This is a genomic window from Pantanalinema sp. (assembly GCA_036704125.1).
In the GTDB taxonomy this organism is placed as follows: domain Bacteria; phylum Cyanobacteriota; class Sericytochromatia; order S15B-MN24; family UBA4093; genus JAGIBK01.
In genome coordinates this window covers 13854-28928 of sequence record DATNQI010000024.1, presented here as the reverse complement: position 1 = coordinate 28928, position 15075 = coordinate 13854, and the positions used below count along the sequence as shown (strand labels likewise).

At 67.7% G+C, this 15075-nt stretch carries 14 protein-coding genes; 9 read left to right on the top strand and 5 right to left on the bottom strand.

The features are described from left to right. Positions 1-42: 42 nt before the first annotated feature. Together V6D00_03485 and V6D00_03480 are read right to left on the bottom strand one after the other, a co-directional pair. Positions 43-324 (bottom strand): HU family DNA-binding protein, encoded by a 282-nt coding sequence (locus tag V6D00_03485; protein ID HEY9898224.1) that lies wholly within the window; start codon positions 322-324, stop codon positions 43-45. A gap of 149 nt (positions 325-473) precedes the next feature. After that, positions 474-1301, bottom strand: coding sequence for an endonuclease (locus V6D00_03480; protein HEY9898223.1), 828 nt, complete (start codon positions 1299-1301; stop codon positions 474-476). Between the two features lie 332 nt (positions 1302-1633). On the opposite strand from V6D00_03480, the gene V6D00_03475 reads away from it, so the two are divergent. The 7 genes from V6D00_03475 (at position 1634) to hrpB (ending at position 10698) form a co-directional block, all read left to right on the top strand. Continuing rightward, positions 1634-2746 (top strand): EAL domain-containing protein, encoded by a 1113-nt coding sequence (locus V6D00_03475; GenBank protein ID HEY9898222.1) that lies wholly within the window; start codon positions 1634-1636, stop codon positions 2744-2746. 80 nt (positions 2747-2826) lie between these two features. Beyond that, positions 2827-3969: a DEAD/DEAH box helicase gene (locus V6D00_03470; protein ID HEY9898221.1), complete on the top strand. Its 1143-nt coding sequence runs from the start codon at positions 2827-2829 to the stop codon at positions 3967-3969. 57 nt (positions 3970-4026) lie between these two features. After that, positions 4027-5760 (top strand): hypothetical protein, encoded by a 1734-nt coding sequence (locus V6D00_03465; protein ID HEY9898220.1) that lies wholly within the window; start codon positions 4027-4029, stop codon positions 5758-5760. A 93-nt stretch (positions 5761-5853) separates the two neighbouring features. Continuing rightward, entirely contained in the window at positions 5854-6135 is a 282-nt protein-coding gene (locus V6D00_03460; GenBank protein ID HEY9898219.1) for a hypothetical protein, read from the top strand. Positions 6136-6228: 93 nt separating this feature from the next. Beyond that, positions 6229-7599 (top strand): M20/M25/M40 family metallo-hydrolase, encoded by a 1371-nt coding sequence (locus tag V6D00_03455; GenBank protein ID HEY9898218.1) that lies wholly within the window; start codon positions 6229-6231, stop codon positions 7597-7599. 101 nt (positions 7600-7700) lie between these two features. Then, positions 7701-8231: a type II secretion system protein gene (locus tag V6D00_03450; protein HEY9898217.1), complete on the top strand. Its 531-nt coding sequence runs from the start codon at positions 7701-7703 to the stop codon at positions 8229-8231. A gap of 28 nt (positions 8232-8259) precedes the next feature. Further along, complete coding sequence (gene hrpB / locus V6D00_03445) at positions 8260-10698, top strand: ATP-dependent helicase HrpB (GenBank protein ID HEY9898216.1); 2439 nt, start codon at positions 8260-8262, stop codon at positions 10696-10698. Here the strand turns inward: hrpB and V6D00_03440 are convergent. Both V6D00_03440 and V6D00_03435 read right to left on the bottom strand, forming a co-directional pair. After that, complete coding sequence (locus V6D00_03440; GenBank protein ID HEY9898215.1) at positions 10664-11257, bottom strand: SRPBCC family protein; 594 nt, start codon at positions 11255-11257, stop codon at positions 10664-10666. The genes hrpB and V6D00_03440 overlap by 35 nt on opposite strands. 16 nt (positions 11258-11273) lie before the next feature. Then, a complete protein-coding gene (locus V6D00_03435; GenBank protein HEY9898214.1) occupies positions 11274-12689 on the bottom strand; it encodes a hypothetical protein in 1416 nt (471 codons plus the stop codon). A gap of 203 nt (positions 12690-12892) precedes the next feature. Here V6D00_03435 and V6D00_03430 point away from each other — a divergent pair, with 203 nt between their 5' ends. Then, complete coding sequence (locus V6D00_03430) at positions 12893-13498, top strand: YceI family protein (protein HEY9898213.1); 606 nt, start codon at positions 12893-12895, stop codon at positions 13496-13498. A 66-nt stretch (positions 13499-13564) separates the two neighbouring features. On the opposite strand, the gene V6D00_03425 is transcribed toward V6D00_03430, so the two are convergent. After that, positions 13565-14344: an exodeoxyribonuclease III gene (locus V6D00_03425; protein HEY9898212.1), complete on the bottom strand. Its 780-nt coding sequence runs from the start codon at positions 14342-14344 to the stop codon at positions 13565-13567. 161 nt (positions 14345-14505) lie between these two features. Between V6D00_03425 and V6D00_03420 the strand changes: the two genes are divergently transcribed. Continuing rightward, the gene (locus V6D00_03420) at positions 14506-15027 is read left to right on the top strand and encodes a YetF domain-containing protein (GenBank protein HEY9898211.1); all 522 of its coding nucleotides are present in this window, start codon (positions 14506-14508) and stop codon (positions 15025-15027) included. Positions 15028-15075: the final 48 nt, after the last annotated feature.

Here is a 15075-nt window from a genome sequence, read left to right as displayed (position 1 = left end):
CCCGGCTGCAGCCGGGGGCGGTTTCGTCGAAGCGATTGAAGCTTACTTCTTGCTCTCGACCGCGTCCTTGACGGCCTTGCCGGCCGACCAGGCGGGAACGCGCTTGGCGTCGATCTTGAGGGTCTCGCCGGTCTTGGGGTTGCGGCCCTCGCGGGCGGCGCGATCGCGCACTTCGAAGGTGCCGAAGCCGACCAGGGTGACCTTGTCGCCGGCGGCGAGGGCCTTGGTGATCGAGGTGACGGTGGCGTTGAGGGCCTGCTCGGCCACGGCCTTGCTCAGGTTCGCTTCCTTGGCGATGGCGCTGACGAGTTCTTCTTTGTTCATGGGGTTCTCCAATGGGTGGGGGGAAAGTGAGGTTCGCAAGGATGTTCTAACATCGGGATCGGTTCGAAACGGTGACGCCTGCACCTATCCCCAGACCTGCGAGCCGGCTAGAAAGCCGTCCTCTATCAAAGCATGGCTTGGTTACGAAATCAAAGCCCCCAGCCGGCGCCGATCTTGGCCACGTACTCGGGGTGATCGACGTACGGGTTGCGATTCTTCTGGACCTCGTAGACGGCGTCGTTGCGATCGCGCTCGGCGGCATCGACCGGGTCCTGCTGGTGCCACTTGAGGATCACGGGCAGCTCGACGCGGAAGTTGTCGAGCGACACGTTGACGCTGGTGGGCTTCACCGCGTAGCAGGTGTAGAAGTACAGCAGGGCGCGGGCGACGTTGCCCCGCTCGCTCGGCCGGGGCTCGAAGACGATCTTGCCGCCGGCGTTGGGGCCAAGGCGGCTGTGCTCGCCTTGAGCGTCCGCCTCGGGCGTGACGTAGGTGGGGGTCAGGACCTCGCCGAAGGGATAGCTGCCGCGGCGGGCGTTGAGCTCCATGTCGGCGGGGAAGAGGTGGTGAAGATCCGCCTTGGCTGCGTTGGTGGCGCCCTTGCTCTGGGGCCAGGTGTGCTCGGCGTTCATGTCCTTGCTGCTCGCCGAGCCCCGATCGGAGATGCCGGGGCGGCGCGTGCCGTCGTAGACGCCGACGACCACGTTGTCGTTGTCGAGGTCGTCCACCGAGCCGAACATCAGGTCGCGGCCCTGGTCGTAGCCCAGGTCCTTGTGGGGGGTGACGATGGCATGGAGCGCCGCGAGGAGTTGCTGGCCCTCGGCCGTCTGGGCCTTGGCGTAGTACTCCGCGGGGATGCCGCTCGCGCGGGCCTTGCTCCCGGTCGAGCCGCCGGCCGTCGAGAGGCCGGAAGGAAGGGCGCAGCCCGCAAGCGCGGTCGCAAGCCCGAGGGCAATCAGGACGGACTTCTTGAGCATGGCTCTCTCCTCGTCTTTGAGGTTAGTGACGGCTTAACTTAAGGCTAACATACCCTTGAAGACCAGGTTAACCAAACGGAAAGGCCAGATCCCCTGCCAGTCCCTCGATCGGCGATCGGGAGCTTTTTTTCGTCCAGCGCGTCGTTTTCCGGTCAAATCCCCCCTGCCGCAATCTCCAGGAGAGAGTCGCTTAGCTGAAAATTAACGCAAGCTCGCCACAACCCTCGTTTCGATGACCGCACGCCGGGAATAATGTTGGACGTGGACGCTCGTTCGCTCGTCCTGCCCGCTGCACCGCTGGCGCCATCCCCCGCACGAGGAGAGGCTCACGCATGCTCGACAAGAAGCTTCACGTCTCCTCCGAGTGCGCGCCCCTGACGTCCCTTCACGCCACCGGCGGGCGCCTCCTCCTGGGCTTCCCCACCGACCGCAGCCTGCGCCAGGTCATGCGCCACCTGGAAGGTGCCGGGCAAGCCTACCACTACCTGGAAGAGGAGCAGTGCATCTGGCTTCCCGTGGGCCCGGGCCTGCACCGGGCCGTGATGGAGGCGTTCGACGCGGCCCTGCGGCCCGAAATCCAGGAAGAGGTCCGGGCCCTGTTCCTGACCGGGAGCGACGAGCCGGTGTTCACTGACTTCGCCCGGGTCACCTCCTTGAAGGATCTCATCACCCGCTCCTTGTCCGGCTGGCTGCTGGACCTGCTGCTCGAGGAGCGCCTCACCAGCCACTTCCAGCCCATCGTTCATGCCGCCGATACCTCCAACATCTTCGCCCACGAGGCCCTGATGCGGGGAATCGAGCCTGATGGGCGGCTGGCCTTTCCCAACCAGATCCTCGCGCTGGCGCGCAGGGCGGACCTCATCGATCAGCTGGACCTCTTGGCAAGGCGCACGGCCATCCGCGAGGCGCGCCGCTACGGCATCGACCGCCACGTCTTCATCAACTTCAACCCAGGCGGCATCGACGACCCCGCCGTCTCCCTGCGCAGCACCGTCCAGGCCGTGGACGAGGCCCAGATCCCGCGCGAGCACGTGGTGTTCGAGCTGGTCGAGTCCGACCACACGCGCGACCTGGCGCACCTCAAGGCCATCGTCTCCTACTGGCGCGACGCCGGCTTCAGCGTTGCCCTCGACGACCTGGGCGCCGGCCACTCGACCCTCAACCTCCTGCATCAGCTGCGACCCGACTACGTCAAGCTGGACATGGCCCTCATCCGGGACGTCCACCTGGACCCCTACAAGGCCCTCATCACCGGCAAGATCCTCGAGATCGCCCAGCAGCTCGGCATCCAGACCGTCGCCGAGGGCGTCGAGGTCATCGAGGAGCTGGAGTGGATCCGCGAGCACGGCGCCACCTTCGTCCAGGGCTACTTGATCGCCAGGCCCACCCTGCCCCCGGTCGTCGCGACGCCGCTCATCCCGAAGCGGCAGACCAAGAGCGCCTAACGCAGCTATCCCCGTGGGCGCCCGAGCCTCTATAATGGAAGCCTTTCCCGCCCCGGCGTCCATTTCAGAGAGGTTCCCCCTTGCCCACCTTCGCAGAACTCGCGATCGCCCCCTTCCTGGTCGAGGCGCTGGAGCGCATGCGGCTCACCGAGCCGACCGAGGTCCAGGCCACCGCCATCCCCCTGGTCATGGAAGGCAAGGACGTCCTCATCCAGTCGCAGACCGGCACGGGCAAGACCCTGGCCTTCCTCCTGCCGGTGCTGAGCCGCCTCAAGCCCGAGGATCGCACCGTCCAGGCCATCATCGCCGTGCCCACCCGCGAGCTGGGCATGCAGATCTTCCACGAGCTCACGCGGCTGCTCGAGGGCACCGGGCTCGTCGCCCAGCAGCTGATCGGGGGGGCCAACGTCCGCCACCAGATCGAGCGCCTCAAGAAGAAGCCGCACCTGGTGGTGGGCACCCCGGGGCGCCTCGCGGAGCTCATCAACGACGGCAAGCTCAAGACCCAGGCCACCCGCCTGCTGGTGCTCGACGAGGTCGATCACTTGCTCGACCCCACCTTCAAGACCGATCTGATCCGGGTGCTCAAGTCGGTCTCGCGCGATCGCCAGACCCTCTTCGCGTCGGCGACCATCACCCCCGAGGTGCGGGAAGTCGCCGAGCGCTGGATGAAGGATCCCGAGCACGTCCACGTGGCGGCCAGCTACAAGCTGCCCCCCAACCTCTCGCACGCGTACATGGAGGTCGAGGGCCACAAGACCGACGCCCTGCGCAAGCTGATCCATGCCTGCCAGCCCAAGGCCGCCATGGTCTTCGTCAACTCGAGCAAGCAGACCGAGGAAATCGTCGGCAAGCTGAGCTTCAAGGGCCTCAAGGCCGCCGCCCTGCACGGCGGCGCGCACAAGCTGGACCGCGGCGCCATCCTCAAGGCCTTCCGCGAGGGCCAGATCCAGGTGCTGGTCACCAGCGAGATGGGCGCGCGGGGGCTCGATTTCTCCCACCTGACCCACGTCTTCAACCTGGACCTTCCGACCGACGCCGAGCACTACCTGCACCGCGCCGGCCGCGCCGGGCGCATGGGCCGCGAGGGGCTGGTCGTCTCGCTGGTGACCCCGGCCGAGCGCTTCGTGGTCGAGAAGCTCGGCAAGGCCCTCGACCTCTCGATCGCGCCGGTGGCCCTCAAGTTCGGCCAGCTGGTCGGCGCCGACGGCAAGCAAGCTTGACCTGAGCCCCCCTCCCGGAGATACTGTTTCTTCCCTGTTCCGCGCGAAGGAGCGACGATGCCTCACCCCTCGAACGCCACTCTGCCCACGCTCTACTACCGCCTCGGCATGGAGCGCCCCCACACCCACCTCTTCCAGGTGGAGATGCGGGTCGGCGGCTGGCCGGGCGATCACGTGGACCTGGCGCTGCCGGCCTGGACGCCCGGCGCCTACAAGATCGTGGACAACGCCCGCAACCTGCGCGGCTTCGAGGTACGGGGGCTCGACGGCCAGGCGCTCGCCTGCGATCGCCAGGACCTCCACCGCTGGAGGGTCCATCACGGCGGAGGCGGCTTCACGGTCACCTACCAGGTCTACGCCGACAAGATGACCATCCACCAGGCCCAGCTCAACGCGCAGCATGCCTTCGTCAACGGCTGCATGGTCTTCCTCTACCCGGTGGGAGGCCAGCACTGCCCGAGCGAGCTCACGGTCGAGGCGCCCGAGAGCTGGAAGATCGCCACGGGCCTCGAGGCCCTCGGCGGCAACCGCTTCAAGGCCCCCACCTACGACGACCTCATCGATTGCCCCCTCGAGATCGGCACCTTCCAGGAGGCCGAGTTCCACGTGGACGGCACCCGGTACCTGGTCGCCTGGAACGGCACCGCCCCCATGGACCGGGTGCGGCTGGTGGACGGCCTGCGCAGGCTGGTCGAGACCGAGACGGCCTTCTGGGGCAAGGCCCCCTTCGCGTCCTACACCTTCCTCTACAACGTGACGGCCGACCCCTATCTCAACGGCCTCGAGCACAAGAACTCGACGGCCATCCAGGGGCCCATCGACCTGGATCGCAACGACAAGGGCTTCTTCGCGCTCACCGCCCACGAGCTCTTCCACGTCTGGAACGTCAAGCGCCTGCGGCCCATCGGCTTCGGCCCCTTCGACTACTCCCGCCCGGCCCACACCACCGCCCTGTGGGTGGTCGAGGGCCTCACCGAGTACTACACCGACCTCATGTGCCTGCGCGCGGGCATCACCACCCGCTCCGAGTACCTGCGCGGCATCGCCGACAACCTGGTCCACCTCGAGCAGTCCCCGGGCCGCAAGTTCACCACCCTCGAAGAGGCGAGCTTCATCACCTGGAACTTCGGGGACGACCGCTGGAACGGGGCGGTCAACTACTACCTCAAGGGCTCGCTCGCGGGCCTCGCGCTGGACCTCGAGATCCGCACCCTGACCGACAACGGGAAGTCGCTCGACGACGTCATGCGCGTGCTGTGGGAGCGCTACGGCGCCCCCGACCTGCCCTACGACCCCGAGGAGGTCGAGGCGGTGATCGAGGAGGTCGTGGGGGCGCCCATGGGGGCCTTCTTCGACCACCACCTGCGCTCGACGCAAGACACCGACTGGGCCGAGGTCTTCGCCAAGGCGGGGCTGAGGCTTTCGATCGACCGCGAGACCCCCTCGCTCCAGGCGCGCCTTTCCCCCAAGGAGGGCGGCATGCTGATCGAGGACGTGCGGGCGCAGGGGGCGGCCGAAGCGGCCGGCCTGATGACGGGCGATCTGCTGGTGGCCATCGGCGATCGCAAGGCGACCCCCGCCCTGACGGGCGGCCTGGACGCCTACCTGAAGCCGGGCGACACCCTCCCCGTGTACTTCTTCCGCAACGACCGGCTACACGCGACCGAGGTGACGTTCGGGGGCGATCGCCACTATTCGATCCTGCCGGCCCCCGCGAGCACCCCCTTGCAGGAGCGGATCCTCCAGTCGTGGCTCGCGTCCCCCTCGCGCGTCCCCACCTACGTGCGCTGAGGTCAAATCTCGGCAGAGCGTTGCCTCCGCTTTCCAGGATGTCCTAGGGTAAGCCTCAGGTTCGCACACCGCGCCTGATGGCAAGGAGGTCTCATGGATAGCAAGACGGTCAAGCAGCTCGGCTACGTGGCTTTCGGCGCCGGCATCGCCTCGATCGCCGGATCCGCGGCCATTTACCTGCTCGGCCAGCGCGAGCATGCCGAGGGGCGGCGCAACGCGGGTACCTTCGTCGGGCTCTGGGCGCCGACCTTCTTCGCGATCGCAAGCCTGCTGGATCGGATGGCCGACGAGGACAAGTCTTACATGGGCGTCCCCATCCAGCACAAGCTGACCGAGGAGCTGCGAGAGCGCGGCCGGGAGCTCGTCCACCGCTAGCGCTGAATGCAACGCGCGCCCCGACCGGATGGGTCGGGGCGCGCGTTTGGGTGCTAGAATCTCTGAAAAGCCCCCCGAGAAAGGACCCCCACCATGGCCATCATCGAATCCCTCTCGTCCCAGCTCGCCCAGGAGATCGAGGCGCTGCGCCCCGAATTCGAGCAAGCGCTCCAGGAGATCGTCGAGATCCCCACCGTCAGCATGGACCCGGCGCGCCAGGGCGACATGCGCCGCGGCGCCGAGTGGGCCCTGCGCTACCTGGACGCCCTGGGCTGCGAGGCGATGATCTACGAGACCGACGGCTTCCCGGTCGTCGTCGGCACCCTTCATCACCCGCGCGCGACGCGCACGCTGACCGTCTACAACCACCTGGACGTGCAGCCGGCCAACGAGCCCGAGTGGCAGACCGAGCCCTTCGTCTTCACCCGGCAGGGTGACGTGTACCGCGGCCGCGGCACCACCGACGACAAGGGCCCGGCGCTTTCCGCCGCCCTCGCCGCCAAGCTCGCCAAGCAGCACGACATCCCCCTCAACCTGCGCTTCGTCTGGGAGTTCGAGGAGGAGATCGGCAGCCCCCACTTCGAGTCCTTCCTCGAAGCGCACAAGGCCGACCTTGAAACCGACTCGGTCCTGGTCTCGGACACCATCTGGATCTCGCGGGACAAGCCCGCCGCCCCCCTGGGCCTGCGGGGGCTGGCGGGCTTCCGCCTGCTGCTCGAGACCGGGACAAAGGACGTCCACTCGGGCCTCGCGGGCGGGGCTGCGCGCAACCCCATCGGGGAGCTGTGCCAGCTCATCTCCGAGATCTACGACGCCCGCACCGGCCAGGTGAAGATCCCCGGCTTCTACGACACCGCCCTGCCCGTGACCGAGGCCGAGCGCGCGAGCTTCGTCGCCTCGGGCTTCGACCCCGAGCACTTCAAGGCCGCCCACGGCCTGAAGTGCCTGCGTGTCACGGACCCGGCCGAGATCACCGAGCGGATCTGGGGCAAGCCGACCTTCGAGGTCCACGGCATGGTGGGCGGCTATACCGGCCCCGGGATCAAGGCCATCGTTCCCCCGCGGGCGGAGGCCAAGGTCAGCATGCGGCTGGTGCCCGACATGCAGCCGCGCGAGATCCTCGACAAGGTCGAGGCCTTCGTCAAGGAGCGCAACCCCGACGTGGTCGTCGAGCGAGAGGGTGCCCTCGAGCCCTATATGGGGTCGAGCGAGGGTCCCTACGCCGAGGCGATCAGGACCTCGCTGCGCTTCGGCTTCGGCGCCGACCCGGCCTTCGTCCGCGAGGGCGGCTCCATCGGGGCGGTGGTGAGCATGCAGCGGCAGCTGGGCTGCCCCATCATGTTCATCGGCCTCTCGCTGCCCGAGCACGGCTACCACGCCCCCAACGAGAACTTCGACTGGGGCATGGCCAGCGGCGGCATGATGGCGTTCCTGCGCTACTTCGAGCAGGTCGCCTCCCTGTAGCCGGCCGCCCCCCGGGGGCTTCACCGTAAAAACAACAAAATTCACCGTTTCTTCACAAGCCGAGTGAGTTATTTCTCGCTCGGTTTGTCTATGGTAGGGACATGGGCAAGCAACGGGGATTCACCATCATCGAGGTCACCCTCGCCATCGCCATCGGGGTCGTCATGCTCGCGGGAGCGAGCGCCCTCTACCGGCAGGTGCGCGAGGCGGCCGGCAACGCCAGGGCCCAGGACAAGGTCCTGCGCATCGCGGGAGTCATCGAGACCTACGCCGCCGGGAACAAGGGCTTTTACCCCACGCTCTCCGAGTTGCAGGCCGCATGGTACGCGACCGCCCCGGACGACCTGGGGTCCAGCCCGTGGGGCGGCCTCTCGGGAAAGCCGGGCAGCCTGCCCGATCCCATTGCTCAGCGCGGGATCGTCTCGGCGCCGGGCTGGCCCGCCACCCCCTGGACGATCGACGCCTCTCGCGACATCACCCTGCAGGGCTTCACGGGGTACGGCCTGAACACCCCGGGGGCGAGCCAGTCCGCGACCGACATCTTCAGCGGCAGGACCAGGGTCTACCGCCAGTACGTGGTCGGTGCCTGGAACTCGCACGGCGAGGGCCCCTTCTTCCCGATCGGCCACTGATCCCGCTCGCTCGTGCTAGCATGACCGCATGTCCACGACGTTCCAGCTTCCCATCCTCGCTCATGCCGACGCCATCCGCGAGGCGGTCCGCGACCACCGGCGCCTGATCCTCTCGGCTCCCCCCGGCACGGGCAAATCGACCCAGGCCCCGCAGCTTCTTCTGCCCGAGACGGGCACCGCCGTCGTCCTCCAGCCCCGCCGCATCGCGGCGCGCAACCTGGCCATGAGGGTCGCCGCCGAGCGGGGCGAGGCCGTCGGGGAAACGGTCGGCTTTCAGGTGCGCTTCGAGAAGGCGCGCAAGGACACCACCCGCCTGCTGTTCATGACCTACGGCGTCTTCTGGCAGCGCCTGCTCCAGGATCCCGGGATCGCGGGCACCTCGCTCGTCATCCTCGACGAGTTCCACGAGCGCACCCTCGAGGCCGACGCCTGCCTCGCCTGGCTCAAGCGACTTCAGGCGACCACGCGCCCCGACCTCTCGCTCGTCGTCATGTCGGCCACCCTCGAGGGGGAGGCCCTCTCGGCCTTCCTCGATCGCCCCCCCTTCATCGCGATCGACGCCAAGCCGCACCCGGTGGCCATCTCCTACCAGCCGCCCCACCCCCAGGAGCCCGTCTGGAGCCAGGCGGTCCGGGGCTTCCGGCACCTCCTCGCGGGCGGCCTCGACGGGTCGGTCCTCGTCTTCATGCCGGGGGTCCGCGAGATCCGCCGCACCGCCGAGGCCCTCGAGCCCGTCTGCCGCTCGGCGGGCTACCGCGTGCTCGAGCTGAGCGGGGCCGAGAGCCCCGAGGCCCAGCAGCGCGCCCTCAGGGCGCCAGCCGACGAGCCGTGCGTCATCGTGGCGACCAACATCGCCGAGACCTCGCTGACCATCCCCGGGGTGACGGCCGTGATCGACTCCGGCCAGTCCCGGCAGGCGGCCTATGACCACGAGCGGGACCTGGACACCCTTCACCTGGGCTGGATCAGCCGCCACAGCGCCACCCAGCGCGCCGGTCGCGCCGGCCGTCTCGGGCCGGGGCGCTGCCTCAGGCTCTGGGCCAGGAGCCTGGAAAGCAGCATGCCCGAGGCCTTCGCCCCCGAGATCGAGCGCCTGGACCTCAACCGTCTCGCGCTCAGCTGCGCCGCCCTGCCGGGCTCTCCCGAGTGGCTGACCCCGCCCCCCTCGGACCGCTGGGCGCGTGCCGAGGCGCGGCTCAGGACCCTCAAGGCCCTCGAGCCCGGAGGCGGCATCAGCCCCCTTGGCCGGCGCCTCCTGCGCTACCCCATCCCGCCGGCGCTGGCGCGGGTCCTCCTCGAAAGCCAGGAAGCCGGCTACGCCTCGCTCACCGCGGCCATGATCGCGCTGGTCGAAGGGGCGGATCGGCGCAGCCTCTCGGACGAAGGCGACCTCTACCTCCTGGGCCTTTCGCTGGTCCGCGAGCCGCAGGGGCGCCAGTGGGGCCGCGAGGTGCTGGACACCTATCGCCAGCTCAGGCAGCTCGCCAAGCCTGACGACGCCGACGAGGCCGCCTCGGCGGAGCGCCACCCCTTCGACTCCAAGGCCGAGCAAGAGCGCCGCCGCGCCGTGACCCGCTGCTGGCTTAGCGCCTTTCCCGATCGCCTGGCCTTTCGGCAGGACAAGGCCTTCCAGCTGGCAGACGGCAGAAAGGGGCTGGTCTCAGCTGGGGATCCCAAGGCCCCGCTGCTGCTCGCGCTCGAGCTGCACGAGGTCGGGGGCGGCCAGCAGAGCCGTCGGGTCAGCATCCCGCTGTATCTGCCCTGCGAGGCCGAGTGGGTGGACGGCGAGGGCGAGCCGATCATCGTCTGCGCCTGGGACCCCGCCCGAGCGCGCGTGGTGCAGGAGCGCCACTGGATGCTCGGCGGCCTCACCCTGCGCAAGGAGGCCCTGCCGCCCGACGCCTGGGACCGCGCGCAGGGCGAGGCGCTGATCGTCGAGAAGCTCATGAATGGCGAAGCCAAGCTCACCAGCCTGGACGAGGACGTGGAGCAGCTGATCCTGCGGATCCGGCTGGCCGCGAAGACGTGGCCCGAGGCCGGCATCCCCCCGCTCGATGCAGAGGACTGGTACCTGCTCTACCACGAGCTGATCCATGGCAAGTCGAGCCCCCAGGACGTGAGCAAGGAGGCCATCATCGCGGTTCTGCGGGATTACGTGGGCTGGGAGGCCATGGGCCGGATCGACCGGGAGGCCCCGCGCACCTTCAAGCTACCCTCGGGGCGATCGGCTCGGATCACCTACTTCGAGGACTCCGCACCGGAGGTCTCGGCCCGGCTCGGGGACATGGTGGGGCTCCAGGGGACCGTGCGGCTCTACGAGGGACGCTTGCAGGCGCTCTTCGACATCCTGGCGCCCAACTACCGGACGGTGCAGAAGACCTTCGACATGAGCGGCTTCTGGGCGAACACCTACCCCGAGGTGAAAAAGGAGCTCAAGCGGCGTTATCCCAGGCACCCCTGGCCATAGCCCGGCGCATCATCTCGCGGCGAAGGTCGCCCAGCAGGCCCTTGACCGTGTCGAGGAAGAGGGATTTGCCGAAGAAGGGCACGTTGATGCGGGGACGGGCGCTGGCCACGTAGTCCACGCGGGTGCCGCCGGGGGTCTTCTCGAGCTGCCATGCCCCCTGGTAAACCTCGAAGTCCTCCCGCGCCACGTCCTCGAAGTCGATCCGGCGCTCCGGATCCTCGGTCACCTGCAACATGACGCGCAGGCGCTTGGGGAAGGCGAGGACGTAGACCGTGCTCTCCTGGGCGACCAGGGCCGAGGTGGGCCCCGAGCGCTTGACGACCGACGAGCGCATGGAGGGGATGCGCTCCCCGAGCTGGTCGTAATCGCTCAGGACGGACCAGGCGAGGGCCGGGGGCGCCGCCACGGTGAAGGAGCCCTTCACCGTGTAGACGCCCCGGCCATCCTCCGCCACCTGGGCGGTGGGACTATCCTCGGATCCACCGAGCGCGGGGGCGATCGCGCCGAGCAGGATCAAGCAGAAGCCCAGGCCCCCGATCAGCGCGCGCGCACTCCGCATCTCGATGTCTCCTTCGCTAGAACATGTACTGCAGGCCGCCACGCAGCTGGTAGACGAACTGCCGCTCGATGGTGTTGCCGGCCGTGTTCAGGTACGTGACCTGATCGGGCTGGTTGACCAGGTTGTAGTTGCCGATCCCGACCGGTTTGTTCTCGCTCACGATGGGCGCGTTGAACAGGATGGGCATGTCCACGACGATCTTGAGGTTCTTGTTGAGGTGGTACGAGATCGAGGGGGTCAGCTCCTGGATGGGCACGGCGCCGGGGAAGATGGCGGTCTGCTTGTTGTAGTTGGGGTTGGGCTTGGTGGTGGCCACCGAGGAGCCCGCGGGGATCCCGGCGACGTCCGCGGAGGTGAGCTTGCCCGCCACGGTGGCGTTGGTGTCGGTGACCGCCATGTTGGCGTCAGGCACCACCATGGCGTAGCGCAGGCCGAGCTCGACGGGGTTCAGGTTCATCACGCCCTGCACCCGGCCGCCGGTGGCGTAGAGGCCGCCGAACTGGTTGTTGAAGCCGCTGCGCAGCAGCTCGGCCTCGGCCGAGAGCACGCCACCCGCGACGGGGACGCGGGCCACGTAGTCTACGCCGGCCTGCCAGAACTCGCCCTGCACCATCTCGCCGGTCGAATCCTTCTTCGCGACGTAGGGGTTGTAGTTGCTGCTCAGGAGCAGGTTCTTCTCGAAGGCGTTCTTGACGTTGACGACGTTCGAGTGCCCGACCAGCGAGTCGCGCATCCAGAAGCCGTTGAGCGAGAGGGTCTGGCGGAAGCGATCGACGCTAGGGACCGACTGCGAGAGCAGGAAGCGATCCTGGTCCGCGTCGCCGACGCTCAGGCGCAGGGTCGTGAGGGGCACGCCCAGGACCTGCGGGAGGTAGCGCTGCGGGGTGTCGCGACCGCCGCCCGTGAACACGCCGGCGATGTAGCCGACCGGGCCCAGGTCGCCGCTCAGGGCGGCGCCCACGTCGCGGCCCATCATGAAGTAGGGCGAGAGGATCGAGGAATCGTTGAAGGCGACCGTTCCGCTGTCGTCGCCCATCAGCTCGCGGCCGTAGGGCACGCGGAACTGACCGACCCGCCAGTCGGCGACGCCGAAGAAGCGCCCGGTGGCGTACATGTCGAGCAGCGTGAGGTTGGTGTTGCTCGTGTAGACGTCCTCGCCGCCCAGCGCCAGCTGGCTGAAGAAGCGGTTCTCGCCCATGGTCGCATCGACCGTCAGACGGGAATTCTTCTGGAACAGGAAGATCCGGCCCTGGTTACGGTGGGCATCCTTCTCCAGCATCTCGGCGAAGCCCATGGTGTAGAGACGGCCGCCGACCTTGACCTGCGGCCCATCGTTGGCAGGGGCGGCTGCCTTCGCGTCGCTCGGAGCACAGAGGCCCGCGATGAACGCGGTTGACAGGAGGGTGGTCAGGGCTACGAAACGGTAGTTCATGGTTCTTTCTCCCATTCCCGCCCCCGATGGGCGGCTTACTATCTATGAGTAGAGCATGGCTGCTATAGTGAGCGCAAGACACCGTATCTACTACGTAACCACGGCTCAAAGCGCGTAATTACGCAGTTTCCCCGGATGAGCAGGCAGCAACCGGGGAGCAGGATGGGTGCCAGAAGACCACCCCTCGGAAAAGGAGACCCCCCATGCAAAAATCCCGTATCGGCATCTTGAGTTCGGCCCTCGTGCTCGCAGGGATCTGCGCCCTCGGCACCCCCCACCTCGCCATGGCTGCGAAGGCCCCGGGCATCTCGATCTCGCCCGAGAGCAAGATCTGGGTCGAGGGGGACTCCACCTTGCACGCGTTCAGCTTCAAGTCCAAGAACCACAACGTGGAGGCCTCGGGGTCCGGGAGCGGCCCGCGGCTGGACAAGCTCGACGTCGAGATCCCCGTCAAGGGGCTCAAGTCGGGTGACGGCGCCCTGGACGGCAACATGTACAGGGCCATGGAGGCCGACAAGTACCCGACCATCCGCTTCTCGCTGAGCAACGCCAAGGTCAAGGCCGCCGCCGGCGGCGACGTGGACGTGGACGCGACGGGCACCCTCACGATCGCAGGCACCGAGAAGCCCATCACCCTCAAGGCCGAAGGATCGCTCGACGGCAAGACCTTCCGCCTCAAGGGCAGCAAGGAGCTGATGATGAGCGACTACGGGGTCAAGCCCCCGGTCATCTCGCTGCTCATCGCCAAGATTTCGGTCAAGGACCGCATCGTCGTGAAGTACGACCTGACGGGCACCCTCGACGACTAAGAGCATCCAACAAAACCAGGCATTTCACGGCAATTGCCCGCCTGAGTCCCGACGGCGCCCTGCTGGCTAGCCCAGCAGGGCGTCGTCCAGCGTGAGCACCACGGGGCAATGGTCCGAGCCCTTGACCGCACTCAGGATGGTGGCGTCTTGAACGAAGGGCACGAGGGCCTCGGAGACCAGGAAGTAATCGATGCGCCACCCGATGTTCCGCTCGCGCACGCCGGGACGGTTGCTCCACCAGGTGTAGTGGCCGCTCTCGGCGGGATGGCGATCGCGGAAGACGTCCTTCAGGCCCTCGGCCAGGTACCGGTCGATCATCTCCCGCTCGGGCACCAGGAAGCCCGTGGTGTTGACGTTGGCCTTGGGGTTCGCAAGGTCGATCGCCTGGTGAGCGGTGTTGAAGTCCCCCGTTACGATCACGCGCTCGCCCTGGGCGTGCAGCGCCTGGATCCTGGAGAGCAGGGCCTCGTAGAACGAGAGCTTGAAGGGGACGCGGCTGTGGTCGCGCGACCCGTTGGGGAAGTAGACGTTGAAGAGGGTGAAGCCCGGGTACTTCAGCTCCTGCACCCGCCCCTCGGCGTCGTACTCTAAGACCCCCACCCCCTGGACGACGGACTGGGCCGGCCGCCTCATCCAGACGCCCGTTCCGCTGTAGCCCTTCTTCTCGGCCGGGTGATAATCCACCACGCAGCCCTCGGGCTCGCGCATGGCGACCGAGAGCTGGTGCGCCTCGGCCCGCACCTCCTGGAAGCAGAGCAGGTCGGGGGCGAAGGCGCGGTGCCACTCGGCGAGGCCCTGCCTCTCGCAGGCGCGGATCCCGTTGACGTTCCAGGTGACGATCTTCAAGGCAGCTCTCTTTCCGGTGCAAGCCATGGCCTTGAGCCCGCACCGTTAGCGGGTACCGGGCCATCCTCCCCAAGCATACCGCGTCCCGGCGCCGCTTTGAATCCCATCCCCCTTCCAGGCGGATCGGTGCGTGCTAGACTCGACTGCGCGAGGGCTGCACGATGAGCGAATTGAACCAGGTCACCGGGATTCTCGAGATCGTCGGCCGCACCAGCGCGGTCTACTTCTTCATCCTCTTCGGGCTTCGCGTCGCCGGCAAGCGAGAGATGGGCCAGATGACGGTCTTCGACCTGGTCGTCATCCTGGTCATCGCCAACGCCGTCCAGAACGCCATGGTCGGCAGCAACACCTCCTTGTTGGGCGGCCTTGTCGCCGCGGCCACCCTGCTCACCATCAACTTCTTCGTCAGCAAGTTGCGCTATCACCATCCGCTCATCGCCCACTGGATCGGCGGCATGCCGACGGTCATCATCCAGGACGGGCGCTTCGTCCCTCAGGCCCTCAAGAAGGAGGCTCTGAGCGAGGACGAGGTCCTGATGGCCATCCGCGAGCACGGCTTCGACTCGCCCGATCAGGTGAAGGTCGCGCTGCTCGAGACCGACGGATCCATCAGCGTCGTGCCGAAGGACGGCAGGCACATTCGCCACCGCCGCCGCGTGCGCGTCCTGAAGAAAGGTTCCTGAAGCGTGGGTATATGAGGTAGGGCGCTCGGCGCCGCGCGCCGAAACCAG